Origin of the sequence: Clostridium tertium, from assembly GCF_902652255.1 — a bacterium.
GTDB lineage: Bacteria > Bacillota > Clostridia > Clostridiales > Clostridiaceae > Clostridium > Clostridium tertium_A.
Map to the genome: position 1 here is coordinate 1 of NZ_CACRTO010000010.1, position 23,907 is coordinate 23,907.

General features: G+C 29.7%; 15 protein-coding genes, 2 tRNA genes and 2 rRNA genes. 16 read left to right on the forward strand and 3 right to left on the reverse strand.

The genetic code is table 11. The features are described from left to right. The 6 genes from GPX08_RS04480 to GPX08_RS04505 form a co-directional block, all read left to right on the forward strand. Positions 1 to 125: ribosomal RNA gene (locus tag GPX08_RS04480) — 23S ribosomal RNA — on the forward strand; the annotation flags it as partial. Positions 126 to 224: 99 nt separating this feature from the next. Continuing rightward, positions 225 to 341 (forward strand): 5S ribosomal RNA (rrf, locus tag GPX08_RS04485). A 6-nt stretch (positions 342 to 347) separates the two neighbouring features. Continuing rightward, positions 348 to 424 (forward strand) — tRNA-Ile (locus GPX08_RS04490). Positions 425 to 429: 5 nt separating this feature from the next. After that, positions 430 to 505 (forward strand) — tRNA-Ala (locus GPX08_RS04495). 657 nt (positions 506 to 1,162) lie between these two features. Then, positions 1,163 to 1,606: a hypothetical protein gene (locus tag GPX08_RS04500; protein ID WP_156625655.1), complete on the forward strand. Its 444-nt coding sequence runs from the start codon at positions 1,163 to 1,165 to the stop codon at positions 1,604 to 1,606. A 107-nt stretch (positions 1,607 to 1,713) separates the two neighbouring features. Next, the gene (locus tag GPX08_RS04505; protein ID WP_156625656.1) at positions 1,714 to 2,172 is read left to right on the forward strand and encodes a VanZ family protein; all 459 of its coding nucleotides are present in this window, start codon (positions 1,714 to 1,716) and stop codon (positions 2,170 to 2,172) included. 153 nt (positions 2,173 to 2,325) lie between these two features. On the opposite strand, the gene cls is transcribed toward GPX08_RS04505, so the two are convergent. Further along, positions 2,326 to 3,765, reverse strand: coding sequence for a cardiolipin synthase (gene cls, locus GPX08_RS04510; protein WP_156625657.1), 1,440 nt, complete (start codon positions 3,763 to 3,765; stop codon positions 2,326 to 2,328). A gap of 317 nt (positions 3,766 to 4,082) precedes the next feature. On the opposite strand from cls, the gene GPX08_RS04515 reads away from it, so the two are divergent. Beyond that, on the forward strand, positions 4,083 to 5,624 hold the full coding sequence (locus tag GPX08_RS04515; RefSeq protein WP_156625658.1) for an AbgT family transporter: 1,542 nt from the start codon (positions 4,083 to 4,085) through the stop codon (positions 5,622 to 5,624). Positions 5,625 to 5,777: 153 nt separating this feature from the next. On the opposite strand, the gene GPX08_RS04520 is transcribed toward GPX08_RS04515, so the two are convergent. Continuing rightward, positions 5,778 to 7,025, reverse strand: a complete 1,248-nt coding sequence (locus GPX08_RS04520) for a helix-turn-helix domain-containing protein (RefSeq protein ID WP_156625659.1) — start codon at positions 7,023 to 7,025, stop codon at positions 5,778 to 5,780. A gap of 267 nt (positions 7,026 to 7,292) precedes the next feature. Here GPX08_RS04520 and GPX08_RS04525 point away from each other — a divergent pair, with 267 nt between their 5' ends. Further along, positions 7,293 to 9,443, forward strand: coding sequence for a DUF5110 domain-containing protein (locus GPX08_RS04525; protein ID WP_156625660.1), 2,151 nt, complete (start codon positions 7,293 to 7,295; stop codon positions 9,441 to 9,443). Between the two features lie 18 nt (positions 9,444 to 9,461). Further along, positions 9,462 to 11,360, forward strand: a complete 1,899-nt coding sequence (pulA, locus tag GPX08_RS04530; RefSeq protein ID WP_156625661.1) for a type I pullulanase — start codon at positions 9,462 to 9,464, stop codon at positions 11,358 to 11,360. A 183-nt stretch (positions 11,361 to 11,543) separates the two neighbouring features. On the opposite strand, the gene GPX08_RS04535 is transcribed toward pulA, so the two are convergent. Further along, positions 11,544 to 13,490 carry a glycogen debranching protein gene (locus GPX08_RS04535; RefSeq protein ID WP_156625662.1) on the reverse strand — a complete coding sequence of 649 codons (1,947 nt, stop codon included), beginning with the start codon at positions 13,488 to 13,490 and terminating at the stop codon, positions 11,544 to 11,546. A gap of 427 nt (positions 13,491 to 13,917) precedes the next feature. Between GPX08_RS04535 and malQ the strand changes: the two genes are divergently transcribed. From malQ to ugpC, 7 genes are all read left to right on the forward strand, one after another. Then, a complete protein-coding gene (malQ, locus tag GPX08_RS04540; protein WP_156625663.1) occupies positions 13,918 to 15,396 on the forward strand; it encodes a 4-alpha-glucanotransferase in 1,479 nt (492 codons plus the stop codon). A 5-nt stretch (positions 15,397 to 15,401) separates the two neighbouring features. Continuing rightward, positions 15,402 to 17,852, forward strand: coding sequence for a glycogen/starch/alpha-glucan family phosphorylase (gene glgP / locus GPX08_RS04545; protein WP_156625664.1), 2,451 nt, complete (start codon positions 15,402 to 15,404; stop codon positions 17,850 to 17,852). 62 nt (positions 17,853 to 17,914) lie between these two features. Then, complete coding sequence (locus GPX08_RS04550; protein WP_156625665.1) at positions 17,915 to 19,225, forward strand: sugar ABC transporter substrate-binding protein; 1,311 nt, start codon at positions 17,915 to 17,917, stop codon at positions 19,223 to 19,225. Between the two features lie 62 nt (positions 19,226 to 19,287). After that, entirely contained in the window at positions 19,288 to 19,773 is a 486-nt protein-coding gene (locus tag GPX08_RS04555; RefSeq protein ID WP_156625666.1) for a hypothetical protein, read from the forward strand. A 23-nt stretch (positions 19,774 to 19,796) separates the two neighbouring features. Further along, entirely contained in the window at positions 19,797 to 21,875 is a 2,079-nt protein-coding gene (locus GPX08_RS04560; RefSeq protein WP_156625717.1) for an ABC transporter permease subunit, read from the forward strand. A gap of 8 nt (positions 21,876 to 21,883) precedes the next feature. Further along, on the forward strand, positions 21,884 to 22,777 hold the full coding sequence (locus GPX08_RS04565) for an ABC transporter permease subunit (RefSeq protein ID WP_156625716.1): 894 nt from the start codon (positions 21,884 to 21,886) through the stop codon (positions 22,775 to 22,777). 13 nt (positions 22,778 to 22,790) lie between these two features. Further along, positions 22,791 to 23,873, forward strand: a complete 1,083-nt coding sequence (gene ugpC / locus GPX08_RS04570) for a sn-glycerol-3-phosphate ABC transporter ATP-binding protein UgpC (protein ID WP_156625667.1) — start codon at positions 22,791 to 22,793, stop codon at positions 23,871 to 23,873. Positions 23,874 to 23,907: the final 34 nt, after the last annotated feature.

Here is a 23,907-nt window from a genome sequence, read left to right on the forward strand (position 1 = left end):
ATGAGATTTCCCATAGCATAAGCTAGTAAGACCCCTTGAAGAACACAAGGTTGATAGGTCAGAGGTGTAAGTGTGGTAACATATTTAGCTGACTGATACTAATAGGTCGAGGGCTTGACCAATAAAAATTTGGAAATGTTAAAATTATTCATATGCAATTTTCAGAGAACATTCTGAAAAAATTATTGACAGTATATTAGTTTTACAATATAATGTTAATGTAATCTGGTGATGATGGCGTAGAGGAAACACTCCTTTCCATTCCGAACAGGAAAGTTAAGCTCTACAGCGTCGATGGTACTGCACGGGCGACTGTGTGGGAGAGTAGAACGTTGCCAGGTGAGTAAGGATCTTTAGCTCAGTTGGTTAGAGCAACCGGCTCATAACCGGTTGGCCCGGGGTTCGAGTCCCTGAAGGTCCACCATATTTGGGGGTATAGCTCAGTTGGGAGAGCACTTGCCTTGCACGCAAGGGGTCAAGGGTTCGAATCCCTTTACCTCCACCAAGAAGTTATGTATAACATAACTTCTTTTTTTATTTAACAAAGAAATTAACTTTAAATAGATAAGCTTGAATTTATAACTAATTAACTTAAGCATTATTTAGTATATAAAAAAGTAAGTATTATTTTTTTATATACTTATAAAAAGTAAATAGCATTAATATAATATTAGTAGTAATAAGTAAGAAACTATTAGATGCTACTACATATAATAGTAAAAAATGTCGAAAAAGTTTTAAAAATTTCTATAAGTTTAATTAGGAATACATCATAAAATAATATATAATTAATATATGGCCAAGTTATCTTTAAATTGGAATGTAAAAGTTTAAGGTCTTATCCTTAGATAGGGAGTGTTAGCATGGACAAGATGGATGAGTTAGAGAAAAGACTAATTGATTTAAAATTAGAGAAAAGACAGTTAGTACTATCAGGGAAGAATACTAATAGAATAGATGAACTTATAAAAGAAGTTGAAGATGAACTTAAGGAAAATAGAAAAACTGAAGAAGATTAAATATAGAAGGGTCTAAGTATAATTTAGGCCTAATTTACTTTATACCATATATGTAGATAAATAATTAATAATAAGAATAATTTTTTAGCATGCAGCATATTAAATTGTAAAGGAATATCTTTCTAATAAGAGGAGGAGTTAGTATGATAAGAACTGTTGTATGCGAAAAAAATGGGTGTAGTAGTAATAAATTTTTTATAGGAAGTGAAGAAGAAAGATTAAATTTAATTTGTGCTCAATGTGAATCAAGGTATAGTATAGACTCTAAGGAGCAAGATTATATAATGTTACCAAGTTGCTCTAATTGTAATAATGATACTTTTAAAGTGTATAGAGATATAGAAAAGGACAACGTTTATGTGAAGTGTTCAAAATGCGGAGCTGTACCGGAAAAGATATATATCGACTCAGATGGAATACAAGTATCATATGAAGCAAAACTTTTAAATGACATTAAACAGATTATGTATTTAGTGGAACAAAGAATATATAATTTAGAGGTCAATGTAAAGGATGTAGAAAGAAGTCAAAACATTTTGGAGCAGTCATTAGCATATATTAATAAATATTTAGTTGAAAAAGATTAGTATATAATGTAAATATAGTTTATAATAAATTATTATGAGAATATAAAGGTATTATTTATATTCTCATATATTTTATAAAATATTTATAGTAACATATGGAGAGATTTATGAATAAGAACAAGAAGATGATTGCTTGGGGGTTATTAATTTTTTGGATGATGTTAATATTTTTTATGTCTCATCAACCAGGAGAAGTATCAAGCAGTCAAAGTGATTTAGTATTAAAATTATTTAGCTTAATAGGAATAGAGTTGAATCAATATTTTGGTGAGTTAGCAACCTTTATAGTAAGAAAAACTGCACATTTTTCAGAATATATGATTTTATATTTATTAGCTTATAATGTTATGAGATTCTATATTAATAATAGAAGAGTAAGACTATATTTAATAGGATTTGTATTTTTATATGCATGTAGTGATGAATTTCATCAGCATTTTATTCCAGGTAGAGTTATGGCATTTAAAGATGTAATGATAGATACTTCAGGAGGAATCATTGGGTTTATAATTGCAGATTTAATAGAAAAAATTAAAATAAAGAAGACTAAAGCTATAGAATCTTAATTTAAGATTCTATAGCTTTTTTATTCTTTAGGAAATTATATTTTTTTTAATTTGTGGATAACTTTATGAGAGTAGTAAAACTCATAGTCCACGAAGTGGATTTTTATATTATAACTACATTGATTACAGAAATAATATAGCTTATATTCATAATTATAGAATTGAAGACAGAAGTCTTGAGAGGCCATCCATTAACTTTTCTATTAAGGATCTGTTTTCGTATTCTTCATAACTAAAGGATCTACAATTCTTTAAGAGACTATAAAATATTTTATTAAAGTCTTTAGTTATCGTTTCATCATAAATAATGGAATTTATTTCATAGTTTAGTTCAAAACTTCTAATGTCTAAATTAGCAGTACCTATAGTACAGATTTTATTATCTACAGTAATGAGTTTAGAATGAATAAAGGCATTCTTATCATATAAATAGATATTTGCACCAGAACGATTTAATTCTGCTAAATAAGTCTTAGAAGCCTTATTTACTGTAAAGTGATCAGCATTTTCGGGGAATATAAGCGAAACTTTAATACCGCTTAAAGATGCTATTCTTAAAGCATCAATTAGACCTTCTGAAGGGATGAAATAAGGAGTGATGATATTAATGTTTTCTTTGGCTATAGTAATCATCTTTATAAATGCTTGAAGAATGCTTGGAAACTCAGAATCAGGACCACTGCGTATTATTTGCATTAAAGTATTACCTTTAAAGCCTAGAGGCTTAAAATAGCTTTCTATATTAGCTAATAAATTAATTTCCTCATTATTGTATTTTTTTATACTAGAGAAGTCATCTAAAAAAACTGACTGCAATCCTAGAGCACAATCGCCTTCTATCATGATATGGCAGTCTTTCCAATCACCAAGCTTTCCAAGACCAAGGTACTCATCACCTATATTAATTCCACCCATAAAAGCAATGCTCCCATCTATAACTACTATTTTTCTATGATTGCGATAATTAATTTGGGTATTTATAAGCCTTAATAAGGGAGCTAAGACATAAGAATAGAAGACTACTTCAATACCAGCATTCTTAAGTTCTTTAACATAACTTTTTTTTAGCTTAATTGAACCTACTTTATCTATAATAAATCTAATTTTTACTCCTTCCTTAGACTTCATTATTAATATATCTTTTATATCATTTCCGATTTTATCATCTTTGACTATATAATATTCTAGGTGAATATGGTTATTAGCTTTTAGTAATTTCTCTTTAAGCATATTAAATTTAGATTCTCCGCCATCTAGAATAGTAACTTTATTATTTGTGAATAATGGAGAAAAAGAATTAGAGGCTATTAGGTTTATTATAGGTTTGTATTCTTTTAAAGAATAATTCTTTTTATATAAGGAATCCCAACTTAGTTTTATTGCTCTATCTTTAAGCTTTTTATCTAAGGTATTTATCTTCCAATTACGTCCCAAAAACACGAATAAAATGATTCCTATAGGAGGTAATATCAATAATATTAGTATCCACGAAAGAGTTTTTTCAGGTCTTTTCTTCCCAAATAAGATTATTATAAAAATAATAAATAAACTTATAATGTATGAAAGATATAAAATTATTTTAATTGCAAGTATTTAAAAAACCTCCTTCAAAAGATTATAGATATAAATATATATATATTATATTTATTAAAAAATTGATAAAATACTAACTTAATATTAATTATAACCATTATTATATATTCTTAAGCTTTAGAGAAATTAAGTAGGAGTTTGATAAAAAAAATATTACTATATTAATAATTTTTAATGAATTAAACTATATAAACTTGTAAAAAGTCTAATATGAATATATAATAGGTATATATTTTGTCGAAAAAAAGACATAATTAATTTTTATATTAATGCAATTTTGAATAAAAAATATTTGCAATTTGAGGGGGATATTTAAGATGAAAACAAAAGAAAAAAAAGCCAACCCTAATAGAGGGATTTTGGCAGGAATCGAAAGGATAGGTAATAAACTACCTCATCCAGCTACAATATTCGTTATATTATGTGCTATTATCATCGGCGTATCAGCTATAATGGCTAAGATGGGGATTTCTGTTACATACACAGGTTTAGATAGAAGCACAATGGAGATAAAAGAAATGACTGCAAGTGTAGTAAGCTTACTTACACCTGAAGGAATTAGATATATGTTTACTTCTGCAGTAAAGAACTTTACTAGCTTTGCTCCGCTTGGAACAGTTTTAGTAGCTTTACTAGGAGTTGGAGTTGCAGAAGGGACAGGACTTATAGGAACATTATTAACAAAGCTTGTTACAAGCACTCCTAAAAGATTAATCACAGTTGTTGTAGTATTTGCAGGGGTTATGTCTAGTATAGCTTCTGATGCAGGTTATGTTGTTTTAGTACCACTTGGTGCTATCGTGTTCTTAAGCTTTGGAAGACATCCAATGGCTGGTTTAGCAGCTGCATTTGCAGGGGTATCTGGTGGATATAGCGCAAATCTTTTAGTAGGACCTACAGATGCACTACTAGCGGGGATAACTACTGAAGGTGCTAAATTATTCTCTGATACAGCTTTAGTTGGAGCAGCAGATAACTGGTACTTTATAATTGCATCAACTTTCGTAATCACTATAATAGGAACATTAGTGACTGAAAAAATAGTTGAGCCTAAATTAGGTGAATATAAGGGGGAAGAAAAGGCTGTATTAACTGATATTACAGCAGAACAAAAAAGAGGATTAAAATTTGCTGGAATTGCACTATTAATATTTTTAGTTTTAATAGGTATAACTTTACTTCCAAATGGAGTTTTAAGAAATCCAGAAACTAATGAGATACTTAACTCACCATTTATGGATTCTATAGTAACAATAATTGCATTATTATTCTTTATACCAGGTGTTGCTTATGGAATTGGAAGTAAAACTGTTAAGAATGATAAAGATGTAATATCATTAATGGGTAAAAGTATGTCAACAATGGGAGGATATATAGTATTAGTATTCTTCGCAGCACAATTTGTTCAATACTTTAGTTATACTAACATAGGTATAGTAATAGCAGTAAATGGAGCAAACTTCTTAGAAAATGCTGGATTTACAGGAATACCACTAATAATTTCATTTGTATTATTAACAGCATTTATAAACTTATTTATGGGATCTGCTTCAGCAAAATGGGCTATAATGGCTCCTGTATTTGTTCCAATGCTTATGCAATTAGGTAATTCACCAGCATTAGTACAAATGGCTTATAGAATAGGTGATTCAACTACAAATATAATATCACCTCTAATGAGTTACTTTGCATTAATAGTTGCCTTTGCTGAAAAATATGATAAGAAGTCAGGAGTAGGAACTCTAATATCTACAATGCTTCCTTATTCTATAGCATTCTTAATAGGATGGACAGTATTACTTATTATCTGGTTTGTTTTAGGATTACCACTAGGACCAGGAATTGGAGTGACATTATAATAGTTTAAAATATTAAGACCACATTAAATTAAAAGTTATTTAATGTGGTCTTTTTTTAGCTTAATTCATAAAAGTAGTAAAGCACAGATCGCAGTTGCAAAATTAAGAACAGTAATTTTATAATAAGTAACTAAGTTATGTAAATATGGTTACTTAAGAGGGATAGTTTTGCTCTAAAAATAAAGCATCCTTGTAACGTCTATTATGAATATAATATTCTTTTAAGTAAGAAAGAAAAACCTTTCTAAGTTCAACAAGCTTGGTAGTCCCATCGATAATATAAATTAATAAACCCTCCCAAATAGGACTTTTTAAATAATTATCATTTTCTAAATAGAAGGTAAAGGACTTAAATAAGATATTTGCCATATCCTCACCTAAGTGTTCAATAGAGTGAGGGGAGGATAGCTTATTTATAGACTCCCTTAATTTTTCTTTATCTTTTAAAGTAAAGTATATTAATGATTCTATAACAGAATCAGGTATAATCATTCTATGATCAATTAAACCAGAGTTTTTTCTTAAACAATCTAAAGATTTATCATAATCTTGTATCTTAAAGTATGACCAAGCAATCATGGAGTTGGTATATTCAATATAATATGAATTATTAAGTTTCTGCGCTATTCTAAGAGCCATTTTTAAGTAAGAAATAGCATCGGCATGATTATCTAGCATAAAGTAAACTTCTGCAGTTTTTTCATAGCTCTCCATTATACTAATGAAATTTCCTTCTTCAACATATTGTGATAAAGCTCTCTTTATACTATCATAGGCTTTTATTGGATTATTTTTAACTCTATAAATATAAGAAAGCCAGTAATAGCAATGACCTGTTTCTTTTAGAGTTAAAGCTTTGTCAATATAGACTTTTCCTTCCTCAATATCGCCTTTTATATTTAAAGTATCAACTCCCATATAGAAGTTATATAAATATTCTTGGTTTTGTGATAGTAAATCATAAGCAGCAAGGATAGAGCTTTTAGCACTTTCAAATTTATTTCTTTCTGGAGTGCTACAGAATCGTGCAAGTTTAACTAAATAATAATCTAAGATTAGTGGTGAGGTAATATACGATTCTTCCTTTTCTTCAATAGAATCAAATAGTTTATTAGTATGATCAAATTCATTAAAATTTAAGTTATCAAAGAATTGTTCAAATTCGGATATACCATTTTTTATGAATTCATCATCATCATTATATTTTAATCCAAGTCTATCAAAGAGAATTGAGATAACATCTTCACTAGGTAAAAGTTCTCCATTTTCGATACGACTTAAATATGAAGGCACACAAATACCCTTAGCTAGGTCTTTTTGGCTCATATTCTTTTTTATTCTGTTTAATCTTACTATAGATCCGATTACTTTTTGATTATTCTTATATAATATATTGTCCATTCAAAAAACCTCTCATTTGTAAAAATAACATTATTTTCTATAGGTTAACATAATGAAATCGTATTAGTCAATAAACTGTAAAGTTATAATTATAATAATGTATGTGAAATTATGCATACATATTCTTGTTTTAAATATAGAATTTGAGGTGAATTTCTCAATGAATTATATACCTTAAATTCATTGAAGGCATAGATGTATTTTGTTACTATAAAGTAAATTAGAAAGCCTTAACAAAAAGTAATAAATATGGCCAGGAGGAGTATTATGAGAAAATACTATGTTAATGAAAGAATTAGTAGATATGAAATAGGAAATCCAATTGAAACAGATGCTGTAATTAGTAAAGGTGATAGTAGTTATGAGGAAAATTTTAAGTATTTTAATATAGAGATAGATGATGAAATAAATCTTAATTATGTAATGGATAAAGATGATAAGGTATATGGTCTTGGGCAAAATATGAGAGGAATTAATAAGAGAGGATATATTTATGAAAGCTTTTGTACAGATGATCCATGTCATACACCTGAGAAGAAATCTCTCTATGGAGCACATAATTTCTTTGTAATAGATGGGCGCAAGACTTTTGGTATGTTTATAGATTTTCCAAGTAAAATTACATATGATATAGGGTATAATGAAAAATCACAATTTCATATCAATATAGAGGGAAAGGATGCAAATATTTATATTATTGAAGGAGAAACATTAAAGGAAGTTGTTCATGAGTTCTTAAAGATAATAGGTAAGGGCTATGTACCTCCTAAATGGGCTTTTGGATATATTCAAAGTAGATGGGGATATCAAACCGGTAAGGAAGTTGAAGAAATAGCTGATAAATTTATTGAAAAGAATATTCCTTTAGATGGTATTTGCCTTGACTTAGATTATATGGACAACTATAAGGATTTCTCTTTAAGTGAAGAAAGGTTTAGTGAATTCAAATCTTTAAATGGAAGATTGAAAGATAAAGGAGTAAAAATTATTCCTATTATTGATGCAGGAGTAAAGATAGAAGAGGGATATGACATTTATGAAGAGGGAATAAAGAAAGATTATTTCGTTGTAGATAAAGATGGGAAGCCTTTTGTTGGAGCTGTGTGGCCAGGTAAAGTACATTTCCCTGATTTTTTAAATAAGGATGCTAGGCTTTGGTTTGGTAAAAAGTATAAGTACCTTATTGATAATGGCGTGGATGGTTTCTGGAATGATATGAATGAACCTGCTATTTTCTATAGTGAAAATGGAATTAATAAGGCATATAAAACTATTGATGAACTTAAAAATTTAGAATTAAATGTAGACTCATTTTTTAAGTTAATGGATACAGTAAATAATTTAAAGAATAGTAATGATGACTATAGAAGTTTTTATCATAGAACAGAAAATGGATTACTTAATCATTATGACGTGCATAACATCTATGGGTATAATATGACTAGGGCAGCAAGTGAAGGCTTTGATACTATTGAAGAAAACAAGAGATTTTTATTATTCTCAAGAGCATCATATATTGGAGCTCATAGATACGGTGGAATATGGACTGGTGACAATTCTTCTTGGTGGGAGCATATAGCTTTAAATATGAAGATGATGCCGTCAATTAATATGTGTGGATTTTTATATTCTGGTGCTGATACTTGTGGTTTTGGAAGTAATGTAGATCCTGAATTAGCTGTAAGATGGAATCAGTTAAGTATTTTCACACCACTTTATAGAAATCATTCAGCCTTAGGAACTAAAGATCAGGAGCCTTTTTCTTTTGATGTAGAAACAGAAAATATAATAAAAAATACAATAAGACTTAGATATGCATTGATTCCATATCTTTATTCAGAGTTTATGAATGCTATAAATAACAGTGAGATGTTTATAAAGCAATTAGCAATTGAGTATGATGATAAGTTTGCAAAAGAGGTAGAAGATCAATTACTTATTGGTGATTCTATAATGATCACACCAATTTATGAGCCAAATAAGAGAGGAAGATATGTATATATTCCTGAGGATATGCTTTTATGGAAAGTTAAAGATCATACCAGCAGAGACTTTGAGATTATAAGTAAAGGACATAATTACATTGATGTTGACATAAATGAAGTTTGTATATATATAAGAAAAAATAGAATTATGGTATTAGGTGAACCAGCCCAAAGTACAAAGGATTTAAAGAATGAAGTATTAAATCTTATAGCTTTTGTAGATGATAAAGCAGAATATACTTTATATGATGATGATGGAATTAGTAAGGATTATATAAAAGGTATTCATTCAAATCTTAAAATTACTATATCTATAGATAATGATAAGCATAATATTGAAGTAGTTAACAAAGGTAATTTAGAGGTTAAGAAACTTAAAGTTACTATTGTAACAGGTGAAGGTAAAATAATTTCAGACACTATTACTATTTAGTGATTAAAAGGGGGAGCTATGAGACAATTTGATATAAAGAATATAGACAGTATGTATTACTATGAGGGTGAAGATTTAGGATGTACATTAACAGACACTAATACAGTATTTAAATTTTGGTCACCACTTGCAGATTCAATAGAATTATGTATTTACAATGATTATAAAGAAGATGAGAAAAAGGTTTTCAATATGATGAAGGATGAATATGGTGTTTGGACAAAAGTCATTGAAGAGAACCTTGAAGGGAAATACTATACATTCATAGCAACAGTAGATAACAAAGTAAATGAAGGAGTAGATCCATATGCTAAAGCTCTCTCAGTTAATGGTGAAAAAGCTGCTATAGTTAATATGATTCATACAAACCCAGTTGGATTTATTAATCATAAAAGACCAGAAAAATTATATGGAACGGATTCAGTTATATATGAGCTAAGTGTTCGAGATATTTCTAGTGATATCAGTTCAGGAATAATTAATAAGGGCAAGTTTTTAGGTATTACTGAAGAAAATACATTTAGTAATAATGGAACTAAAACAGGATTATCTCATATTAAGGATTTAGGGGTAACACATGTGCAGCTAATGCCAATATATGATTTTAGTAGTATAGATGAAACCTTGCCACAAGATGAACAATATAATTGGGGGTATGATCCAGCTAATTATAATGCTCCAGAGGGAAGCTATGGAACAGATCCATATAATCCTATTTGCAGGATAAAGGAATTAAAAAAGGCTATACAAGTATTACATGAAAATGGTATTAGTGTAATTATGGATGTTGTTTATAATCATATGTATGACGTTATGAAATCAGGTTTTCATAAATTAATGCCAGGTTATTATTTTAGATATAATAATGGGAATTTATCGGATGAAAGTATGTGTGGAAATGCAGTTGCATCAGAAAATGCTATGGTTAGAAAGTTTATAGTGGATTCTGTTAAGCATTGGGCATTAGAGTATCAAATAGATGGTTTCAGATTTGACTTAATGGGATTAATTGATGTTGATACAATGAATGCTGTTAGAGAAGAGATGAACAAAATTGATTCTAATATAATTATTATTGGTGAAGGATGGGATATGAATAGTATTCTATCTAGTGATAAAAGGGCAATTCAAAGAAACGCATATAAACTGAAAGATATAGGCTTTTTTAATGATACTACTCGTGATGTATTGAGAGGTAATGCTTTCTCATTATATGAAAAAGGATTTCTAAATGGTGGTCAAAATAAAGAAACAGATGTTAAAAAGACAATTGTAGGAGGAATTAAATACTCTGAAGGAATTAGCACCTGGGGAGATGTAAACCCGAATCAAGTAGTAAACTATGTAGAATGCCATGACAATCATACTCTTTATGATAAATTAAAGCTTACAATTAGTGATGAAGATAAAATAAAGTATATGCATAGATTAGGTACTTCTATAGTTTTATTATCACAAGGAATTCCATTCATTCATTCTGGACAAGAGTTTTTAAGAACTAAAAATGGAATAGATAATACCTATAATTCAAGGGATGAAATTAATAAAATCGATTGGTTTAGAAAGTATGAAAATATGGATACTGTTGAATATGTGAAAGGGCTAATAAAGCTTAGAAAAGAGTATTCAGTTTTTAGAATGAAAACAGTTGATGAAATAAAAGATAGCCTTAAATTTATTGATGCTCCAGCTAATTCAGTAGCATATAAATTAATTAATCTAAATGATAGTGATGCTAAAGAAATAATTGTAATTCATAATGTAAATGAATCAGATATAGAAGTTAATTTATCCAGTAAAGAAAGCATTAGAGTGCTAGTCAATAAAGAAGAGGCAGGAATAGATGTTATAAGTGAAATAAAGACAGATAAACTAGTATGTGAAGGCCTATCAACTCTAGTTGGAATAATAGTTTAAAATGAAAAAATTAAGGTAATGAAAAGATGAAAAAATGAAAGAATGAAAAAATTAAGGAAGATGTTTTGCATTGCAAAACATCTTTTGTTTTAAAGATTTCCTTTAAAAAATTTGTTAGGAATTTTTAGGTATTCTTTCATTTTTTAATTTATTCATTCTTTCATTGATAAAATGCCACGCATTTTATGACAAGATTGCGTCGTAAACTCTAAGGATTTCTCCAACACTCCAGCCTTGAGCAAAGCAACCATTAGATTTAGCTGGATTTAAGCCATCATAAATCTCAGCTATTTGACCTACACAGCCCTCCCTTAGACAAGATTCAAAGACTTCAAGTTGTTCTAATACTTTTTCCTTAGACTCTTTTGAATAATCATTTACCTTTAAGTATGAAAGATAATAACCTCCAAGAGGAAATGGCCATACTGTTCCTTGATGATATGACATATCTCGTTTAAAGTGGCTACCACTATATTCAGGTACAAACTCCTTATCGTATTTACTTAAGGTTCTTAATCCGTAAGGTGTATATAAGACTTGGTAGACTTTATCTACAACCGCTTTTGATTGTTCCTTTGATAGTGGGCTAAAAGGTACCATTACAGCCCATATTTGATTTGATCTAATTTGATTATCATAAGAATTACCTGATACTACGTCCTTAAGACAATTTTCATCTTTGTTCCAAAATACTTTATTAAATGATGATTTTACTTTTTCACTTAAAGTAGTGAATTCACTAACATCTTTATTAAATTTATTACCAAAGAATTCTGCTACTTTTAATGCATTATACCAGAAAGCGTTTATTTCTACAGGTTTCCCATGTCTTGCTGTAGGTAAAATATCATCATATCTTACATCCATCCAAGTAACTTGAGCATAACCTTCACCAGCATGAATTAAAGAGTCTTCATCCATGTAAATAGCGAAATCTGTTCCGTTCTTATACCACTTGATTATTTCTAAAACTGCTGAATAGCCCTCATTGCGAACAAAGTCTAAATCACCACTTGAAATATAGTATTCATATAAAGCATAAATATATAAAAGTGAGGCATCTACAGTATTATAAAGGGGTTCATTTTCACCTTCAGGAAAAAGATTTGGCATCAGACCTTTATCTAAGTACCTAATAAAAGTTCTGAATATATCCTTAGCATCATCACATCTTTTAGTACTAATGCAACATCCTAAAAGTGAGAACATTGTATCTCTTCCCCAATCACCAAACCATGGATATCCGGCCATAATTGTTTTTGCGTTTGTAGACTCTCTATGGCTTATAAATTGGTCACTAGCTCTAACTAAGGTTCTAGCAATTTCATTTGTAAACCCAGATTTACATATTAATGTTTTTTGTCTATTAATTTCATTATCTATCATTGTTTGTACATCTTTAAAGGAATTTTCTAAGGTGAAAATCAGCTCATAATTTTCAATTGATTCTCTATTACATTCATAGAAATAAGATATAAAGGTTGAACCAGAGCCTACAGCGTTTCTTCCATCGCAAGCATCATAATCAAAGTAATAATCATTAATAAATTCTAATTCGGTTTGTATTTTTTTTGTATAATTTGAATGGATAAACAAACTTATATCATCTGTTGAAATTATATCTTCTTCAACTTTATAGTCATTAGGTTTACTTAAGATCTTTCCTCTTTCACATAATTGAAATACTGGAACTATTTCAAGTGATACAGTGTTTTGAGTTCTATTTTCTATTTCATATTTGATACCTAATGTATTTTTACCATGTTCCATTACAATAGTTTTCTTAATTTCTACACCATCAAAAAAGTAAGTCCAAGTAGGTAAATACTCTTGAGTAAAGCTGTTTAGATTAACATAACCCTCTTTGTTTTTAGTGTAACAAACATATTCTTGAGAACTTAAACATATTTTAGTATCTCCAATATGAAGAAATTCTTCTGTCTTACTAACTATAGTTTTTCTTATGTTTGGAGCATGTGTACTTGCTACAAAAAGAGCGTGGTCATTTCTAGTAAGGGAGTTAATAATGGTTGTACTAGAATATCCACCAAGACCATTAGTTAATAGGTAACAGTTTGAATTTCCACTTTTAAAGTCTTTAAAATCATTTTTTCCATAGATGAATTTCATATATAAGCACCTTCTTTATTTATAAAATATAAAATATGTAGAATGACCTCTGCTTCAAATAAGATGTAAATAATTATTAAAATTTCCTAGAGTGTAACAAAGAGATGAATATAAAGTCAAGATTATATTCCACTAATGAGAAAGATGTGAAATTTTATAAGAATTTTGATGCTTAAAGAAAGCAAGGGATTTCAATGCTTTGTAGATGATTGTCCATATATAAATTGACTAAAACCCTAAAAAGTGAAAAATTATAGGACAAAAACCTATGCTTAAATATCCTTTAAGGCCCTTAGTTTTACAAGCCTAAAAGGGCTTGATTTTATTGCTTGGCAATTTCTTCAATGATATACTTTAGTTACAAAGTTAATACTTTTCGAAAAGATATTTAATTTAACAAAACTTAATTAATGATAGAGGTTGTAGTATGAGAAAGAGTGGTATTATCTTACCGATATTTTCTTTACCTTCGAATTATGGAATAGGGACATTTGGAACTGAGGCTTATAAATTTATAGATTTTCTAGAAAAAGCAAATCAAAGCTATTGGCAAATATTGCCTCTTGGTCCAACGAGCTATGGAGATTCACCATATCAATCATTTTCAACATTTGCAGGTAATCCTTACTTTATTGATTTAGATTTCTTAAAAGAGGATGGATTGTTAAAACAAGAAGAGATTGATTCGTTAGATTTTGGTAAAGACGATAGAGACATCAATTATGGAATAATATATAAAAATAGATATAAGGTTTTGAAAATAGCATTTAATAGATTTGATAAAGCTAGTAAAGAATTTAAAAATTTTAAAGATGTTAATAAAATTTGGATTTATGATTATTCTCTATTCATGGCTTTGAAAGATTATAATAATGGCAAAGCGTGGACTAGCTGGGATGATGATATAAGAACAAGAGAACAAGAGGCACTTATTAAATACTCAACTCTTTTAAAAGATGAAATAGAATTTCAAATGTTTATGCAATTTAAATTCTATGAGCAGTGGAATACTTTAAGATTTTATGCTAATAAGAAGGGAATAGAAATAATAGGTGATATTCCAATATATGTGGCAGAAGATAGCTCAGATGTATGGGCAAATCCAAGGCTATTTATGTTAGATAATAATTTGGTGCCAACTAAGGTGGCTGGATGTCCACCGGATGCTTTTTCAGAAACAGGCCAATTATGGGGAAATCCAATATATAACTGGAAAGAACATAAGGCAGAAGGATTTAAATGGTGGATTGAGAGAGTAAAATCATCCTTAAAGTTGTTCAATGTAGTAAGGATAGATCATTTTAGGGGGTTTGCCGGATACTGGTCAATACCTTATGAAGATGAAACAGCTATCAATGGTAAGTGGGAAGTTGGTCCAGGAATTGAGTTGTTTGATGCAATCAAAAAAGAACTTGGAGATATAAATGTAATAGCAGAGGATCTAGGATATATAACAGATGATGTAAAAGAATTACTTGAGCATTGTGGATTTCCTGGAATGAAAGTTTTAGAATTTGCATTTGATCCTAAGGGGGATAGTGAATATTTACCACATAATTATAATAAAAATATAGTAGTTTATACTGGAACTCATGATAACGATACAATTAAAGGCTGGTTCCAGAGTTTAAGCAAAGAAGAAAGGGAATTCTGCATGGCTTATACAGGAATGCAGGATGAAAATGATAATTGGGCTTTAATTAAAACTGCTATAGCAAGTGCAGCGAATACTGCAATAGTCCAAATGCAGGATATATTAAATATAGGCTCAGAGGGAAGAATAAACATACCATCTACTCTTGATACTAATTGGAGATGGAGAATGGATAAAAACGATATTACTGATGAATTAGCAAAAAAACTTAAATACTTGAGCATGTTATATAGAAGGAATATGAAGGAGTAGTTTAAATGCAAATAAAAGTTTTAGTAGAAAAGATAAAGGAAAATATCCTTAGAGATTATGATAAGGAAGTAGATAAAGTAACGGTACAAGAAATGCATAATGTAGTTGCAAAGATAGCGATTACAGAAATATCTAAGGCTTGGCATGAGTCAGAAATTAGATTTAATGAAAATCGTCATGCATACTTCCTATCAGCAGAATTCTTAATGGGAAGAGCGGTTCAAAACAACTTAATTTGTATGGGGATATACGATGAGGTTAAAGAGGCATTAGATCAATTAGGATTTGATATTAATAAATTTGAAGAAATTGAAGATATGGCATTAGGAAATGGTGGGCTTGGTAGACTTGCAGCTTGTTTCTTAGATAGTGCTGCAAGCATTAATGTTCCGCTAAAAGGGTATGGTATTAGATATAAATATGGTCTTTTTAAACAGACTATAGAAGATGGATTCCAAAAAGAGTATGCAGATAATTGGACAAGTTTTGGTGATGAATGGAGTCTTAGAAGATTTGAAGATTCAGTTAAAATTAAGTTCAATGATTTAGAAGTTTTAGCTGTACCTTACGATATGCCAATAATAGGATATGAAAATGATAATATTGGAACATTAAGATTATGGCAAAGTGAAGCAATAAAGGATTTTGACTTTGAGCTTTTCAACAATTGTAAGTATGATGAAGCAATAAAAGATAAAACGATTGCAGAAAATATTTCAGCAGGACTTTATCCAAATGATAACACTTATGAAGGAAAGGTATTAAGATTTAGACAACAATATTTCTTTACAAGTGCATCATTACAAGATCTTTTAAGAAAATATAAGGAGCTTCATGGAAATGACTTTAGTAAATTAGTTAGTTTAAATACTATTCAATTAAATGATACTCATCCAGTTATAGCGATTCCTGAATTTATTAGATTAATGACTTTAGAAAATAATATGAAGTTTGATGAAGCATTTAATATGTCTAAAGAAATCTTCAATTATACTAACCATACTGTTATGGCAGAAGCCTTAGAAAAATGGGATATTAGTCTAATAAAATCTTTAGTTCCAGAAGTGTATGAAGTAATTGAAAAAATAAATGAAAAGTTAATAGAAGAACTTACTGAATTAAAGGTAAGGAAAGAAGACTTAGATAAGTATGAAGTTATTAAAGATAATCAAGTTCACATGGCAAGACTAGCAACTTACATCGGTAAATCTGTAAACGGTGTAGCAGAAATTCATAGTGAAATATTAAAGAAAGATACATTAAAAGAATGGTATGAAATTTACCCTGAAAAATTCCAAAATAAAACAAATGGAATTACACAAAGAAGATGGCTTGCTAGTTGTAATAAAGAATTAACTGAACTTTATACAAGATTATTAGGTGATAATAGTTTCTTAAAGGATTTAACGAAGCTTAAGTCATTAGAAAAGTATCAGGATGATAAAGAAGTAATAGAAGAATTTATCCAAATAAAGAAATTTAAGAAGAGAGAATTAATTGATTATATATATAAGCATGAAGGAATAAAGCTTGAAGAACATTTCATATTTGATGTTCAAATAAAAAGACTTCATGAATATAAGAGACAATTGATGAATGCTTTATCAATTCTAGATATTTATTTTAGATTGAAAGATGGAGAATTAAAAGACTTTACTCCAACAGCCTTTATATTTGGAGCGAAAGCAGCACCAGGATATGCAAGAGCAAAGGCAATAATTAAATTTATAAATGAGATAGCAGACTTAATTAATAATGACATAGATGTTAAAGATAAATTAAAAGTAGTTTTTGTACAGAATTACAATGTTTCATATGCTGAAAAGCTAATACCAGGAGCAAATGTATCTGAGCAAATTTCTACAGCAGGAACTGAGGCGTCAGGAACAGGTAATATGAAGTTTATGCTTAATGGGGCTGTGACTTTAGGAACTTATGATGGTGCTAATATTGAGATAGTAAGAGAAGCTGGAGAAGAGAATAACTATATCTTTGGTGCAACTGAAGAAGAAATTTTAAGTATTAAAGATAGTTATGATCCAGTTGAAATTTACAATAACAATAAACATATAAAGAGAGTGGTAGATACCTTAATTGATGGCACTTTCAGTGATGGATATGAAGAAGAGGTAATAGAGACAAAAGAAGAAGTAGTAGAAGTAGCAGAAGAAAATATAGAGGAAAAAGAAGCACAAGTTGTAGAAGAAAAATTAGTAGAAGGAACTTTTAAAGAGTTATATTATGCTCTACTAAAAGGTACACATTGGCATCAAGCAGATCATTATTTCATATTAAACGATTTAGATAGATATTTTGAAGCTAGAATTAAGTTGAATAATGATTTTAAAGATGAATTTGCTTTTGCTAAAAAGTGCTTTATCAATTCAGTTAATGCAGGATTCTTTAGTTCAGATAGAACAATTAAAGAGTATGCAGAAGAAATTTGGAAATTATAGTATAAAAGGAAGTTATAAAAATTAATATATAACTTAAATTATGTTATGGAGGAGTTAGAATTATGAAGAGAAAAAAACTTTTATCAACAGTTTTATTAGGTATTATGTCAATGAGTTTAGTTGCCTGTGGCAGTAATGGAGACGGCAAGACAGAGGGAGGATCATCTGCTGACAACGAAGCAACAATTACAGTTCAAGTAGAAAAAGAATGGGTACCTTACTATAACCAAGTAAAAGAAAGAGTATTGGAAGAATATCCAAAAGCAACTATAAACTTTAATGAAGTTGGTTCATTTGACCATTTAGATGCTCTTGATAAGACTGATGCAACAAATCCAGATATAGCAGATGTATTTGCACTTCCAGCAGACAGATTATATGGACTAGCTAATAATAATGTGTTAGCTCCTATGGATGCTAAGGCAATGGCAGAAAAAGTTGGAGGATTTAAAGATTTTGATGGAGGTTTAGGTGGAAACTTTAAAGTTGGCGATGATTACCTAGCTTTCCCATATAATATTGAAACATTAATAGCATATGTTAACAAAGAAAATGCAGCAGCAGCAAATATAGATACAACTAAGGATATCGAATTTACAGACCTTGAATTTGGAAAAATGCTAGTATCAGCTCATGATGCTTGGTTTGGAGTAGCATTTGCTAATTCAGCTAATTTTGAATTCTTAGATAAAGCTGATGATGGTACATTATCAACAGATGGTACTAAAGCATGGGCAGATTTATCAGCAGAGCAAAAGGGCTTATTTGAAGCTTTATATAACTACTGGAAACCTCATTATGAAAACAATACTGACCTTTGGGACAAAGATGCAGTTTCAGGTTATTTAGATGCACAATTCTCAGCTGCTAATGGCGCTGCTATTAGAATAGATGGACCATGGGCAACTACTGGATTACAAGATAAAGTAGGTGCTGATAACTTAGAAGTAGTTCCACTATCACAAATTACTGTAAATGGTAAACCTCTTAACCAATGGAAAGGCGGATGGGGCCTTGGTATCAATGCAAGAGTTGAAGAAGATGCAGATCAAATGGCTTTAGCAGAAAGCTTTATTATGGAAGTAGTTAACCCTACTTATGCAAAAGATTTATTCAATTCAACTGGTAAGATTTTAGAAAATGTTGAACCTTCTGCTTATGATGGAATTGGCGGAATGAACGAAAAAGTAATTAAAGCTACTTACGCTTCATATGAAGGTGCAGTAAACAGACCATTATTCATTGAATATGGTAAGGTTTGGGATACATGGCAAAATGCTTTATTATCATGGTCAGGACAAAAACCAGCGAATGCTGAAGAAGCTTACAAACAAGTTCAAGCATCATTCGAAGCTATGATGGGAAGTTATTAATAGAAAGAAAAATTGAAAAGGAGACCTTTGTTCTCCTTTTCTATTAATTAAGGAGGAAACAGATGAGAGAGACAACTAGGATGAACAAAACAGTATTCTATTTAATTGTAGGGTTATGTGCAGTGATTATTATGTCATATTCATTAGAAGCATTTGCAAAAGCAAAGGATATAGGGTTATTTGAAAGCTGGCTTAGCAATCCTAAATTGAATATAGATAGAAATCAAAGCATAGATGAGAGTTATTCAATTTATCTTACTGCGATTTTATCTGTTTTCTTTATTAGAATTATAACCCCAGTGGCATTAAGTCTAAATACATACTTTGCTTTTATAAAACTTAAGGTTAATAAACTATTTATACTTATATGGACAATTTTGATCATTGGTTTGTTTGCCTTTACATTAATAGGAGAGGCATATTTTTCACTTTTCCTTATTATCAGTGGAATTTGCTACTTAGGTATATTGGTTACTTTAATGTATTTATGGAAGGAAATTAATAATGAGAAAAATATTAAAATTGGAAACAGAATGCAGCAAGGTTAAAGGGGGAAGTAGTATTGAAAACAATAAGTAGGTATTTATATGATAATTTGGATAGAGAATATGAAAGAAAAGATTTATATTTAAAAGAAGTAGCTACCTTGCAAGAAAAAATTAAAGAATCAAGTAAAGAGGATAAAGCTAGGCTTAATAAAGAGCTACAAGAGTTAAAGAAAAATAAAAGCAATAATATTTATATAAAGAAATTAAATGATTTTAAAGAAAAGGAAAGATCATTTTTAAAGGATCTAGAAGAAAAATCAAAGTCAATTAAAATCACTAATGGAACTTCCCTTAAGAAGGTTGATGAACTAGAAATTAGATTATTTAAGGCTTATGAAAAAGAAAAATTCTACAAATCATATGTTGAATTAACTTATGATGCAGAGCTTATTTATAAACAAAGTAAAATAGAAATAGATCAAATTCCTCAAGTAATTGAATTTGCAAAGGAAAGTAAGAGAGAATTAGAAGAGGCTAAAATAGCTTTAGAAAAAATATCTCCAGAAGAAGAAAAAGCTTTTAAGGAAGAATTTGAAAAATATAAGGTTCAGGAAAAGAAGCTATTAAAAGATAATATAAAAACTGTTAAATCTAGAACTAGCGAAGGACTTATTTCTGATAAGGCAAAAGATGAATCAATTAAAAGATTAAAAAGAGTAATGAAGGAAAGAATCTTAGTTAAATCCTTTGAATCAAAAAAGAACTATTATTCAGAAATAGTTAAAAATAAGGAACATGAGTTAAGTAGGATTCTAAAACAAAAAATTAAAACTGTGAATATTAATGTATCAGATATTAGAAGAGTCGTGCCAGTAGAAGTGGACAAGACTATTCCAATAATATCATTTATAACATTTTTATTTCCAGGACTTGGTCAGCTGTTAAATAAACAGTACACAAAAGCGATTATAATGTTCTTAGCAACAATATATATATATTTAATTGCAATCCCTTATGCTCTAGGCTTTGGAAATTATAGGGGGCAAGGTATTGCAGGGCTTATAACTTTAGCAAAAGATGCAGGTAGATTAGATAGATCTATAATCTTTATGGTTGAAGGTATAGTGGCAATAGTTTTCTTAGCGATTGCATTAATTCTTATGATTTTATCCTTTAAGGATGTTAATAAAGTTGAGAAAGATACAATTAGAGGGGTGAGATATAGAGTTTGGTGTGAGACTAAACAAACTCTATCAGAAGATGGCTTACCATACTTAGTATCACTTCCAGCATTAGTAATTATAGTATTTATAGTTTTTGTTCCGGTTATGACCACAATCCTTTTATCATTTACAGGAATGGATCCACAAAATCAAGCTAAATTTGGATGGGATGCGGTAAGGAATTACAAGATGATTTTATTAGGCCAAGGAATGGCCGGATCAATATTCTGGAAGATACTAGGTTGGACAATCATATGGACAATAGGAGCAACTTCTTTAGGAATATTCCTTGGATTTGCATTAGCACTATTACTTAATAATGAAAGAATAAAAGGAAAAACATTCTTTAGATCAATTTACTTGTTACCATGGGCAGTTCCAGCCTTTATAACTATTATGTTCTTTAGTATTTTATCTGCTCCAAATGGTGCTTTAACAGAATTATTAAGAGGAATATTTGGACCTGGATTCCAAATAAAAAATGATCCTTTTGTAACAAAAGTAGTATTAATTTGCCTTCAAGGATGGCTTGGAAGTTCATATATCTTCTTACTAGCAACTGGGGTATTACAATCTATAAATAAGGAGTTATATGAAGCGGCAGATATAGATGGAGCGAGTTCCTTTAGAAAGTTAACTAAGATAACAATTCCTCTAGTATTATTCCAAACAGCTCCATTACTAGTAGGACAATATACATTTAACTTTAATAACTTCTCTAATATATATTTATTTAACTCTGGAGGACCATTTAATCCAGTTTCATATGGTAACCTAGCTGGAGAAACAGATATTCTTATATCATATATTTACAAGTTGACAATGGAAAATCAATACCAAGCATTAGGAGCTGCGATAACTATTTTAATTTCTATTGCTCTTATGATAGTTTCTTATATTGGATATAGAAATACTGATGCATTTAGGAAGGAGAAGTAGTAATGAGCATTTTTAATAAGAAAAAGAAAAATGATTTATATTTATCAGACAAGCCGCCTTTAACAATTATGGGCAAAGTAGGAATTGGAATAACTTACGCAATACTAATAATATGGGCATTGCTAATTATAATTCCTATATCTCAGATTATTATATCTTCTTTTAATGGTGTACAAGGGAAATACTTAATTTTAAATGATGGATTTGAATTTAGTTTAGAGCATTTCAGGCATTTATTTAATGATACTTTGTATTTGAAATGGATGGCAAATACATTATATATAGGAATAGCTACAGCTATCTTAACAGTTATAGTAATATCATTTACTGGTTATGCTTATTCAAGATATAGATTTAAAGGTAAGAAGCTATCTCTTATGGCAATAATGTTAATTCAAACTATACCAACATTTGCAGGGATCACAGCATATTTTACTATGCACTCAATTGTAAGTGATGTAATTCCAGCCTTCAGTCGTCAAATGATGCTGATTCTAATATATACAGGTGGAGGGGTAGCAAGTAATACCTTCTTACTTAAAGGATACTTAGATTCAATTTCAACAGAGCTTGATGATGCAGCTAAAATTGATGGATGTTCAGGTATGCAAATATATAGACTTATAATAATGCCAATAGCAAGACCAATGCTTGCGATAATTGCATTATGGTCATTTATAGGACCATTTATGGATTTCTTACTACCAAAAGTATTATTGACTTCACCAGAAGACTATACTTTAGCTGCTGGATTATTTACTTTAGTTAATGACGTAAGAACAATAAATGAGCCAGCTTTTGCAGCAGGTGGTCTACTTACAGCAATTCCAATTGTAATATTATTCTTAGCACTACAAAAACAATTGGTATCAGGTCTTTCTAATGGTGCAACTAAAGGATAGGAGAGTGTAGATTATGAAAGTAACATTAAAGAATATAGGAAAGAAATATGAAAGTAGAGAAGAATTTACTTTAAGAAATATTAATCTTGAAATAGATGATAAAGATTTTTGTGTTATATTAGGGCCTTCAGGTTGTGGTAAAACAACACTATTACGTATGATAGCTGGTTTAAACTCAATTACAGAAGGGGACTTAATCTTTGATGATAAGAGAGTTAATAAATTAGCATCTAAGGATAGAGATATAGCTATGGTGTTCCAAAGTTATGCTTTATATCCGCACATGACAGTTTATGATAATATGGCATTTTCTTTGAGTATGAGAAAAGAAAGAAAAAATGTTATAAATGATCGTGTAACAGAGGCAGCAAAGCTTTTACAAATAGAACAATATTTACACTGTAAGCCATCTGATATATCTGGTGGGCAAAGACAGAGAGTAGCACTAGGAAGAGCTATTGTTAGAAAACCAAAGGTATTCCTAATGGATGAACCTTTATCTAACCTAGATGCTAAGCTTCGTGAGCATATGAGAGTAGAGCTTGTTAGAATTCATAAGCAAATGGAAACTACGACAATTTACGTAACTCACGATCAAGTAGAAGCAATGACAATGGCAACAAAGATTATACTTATGAATGATGGTAAGATTCAACAAGTTGGTAAACCAACAGAATTTTATGAAAGACCTCAAAATATGTTTGTAGCAAGGTTTATTGGATCTCCAACTATAAACATGATGAGAGGAAAAATGAAAGATGGTAAGTTTATCTCTGAAGATGGAATAATAAAGGTTACACCTAATGAAGTAGATAGTAAATCACTTAAACAATATGATGGAAAAGATGTATTCCTTGGAATACGTTCTGAAAGATTTTTAAGTGGTGAAGTTGAGGAATCATTTGAAGGTATAATCGATGTTATTGAAGTATTAGGTAAGGAGAAAACTTTATTTGTAAAGCTTAAGAGTGGGAAAGACCTTAATATTACTGTGCCAGGTCATTATAAATATGAAGTTGGTGAAACTCATAAGTTTGGATTAGATGTTGATGCATTACATTTCTTTGATGCTGAAACACAAGAAAGAATTAATTAATTGATAATTGAAAAGAAAGGGTTGTCTTAAAGAT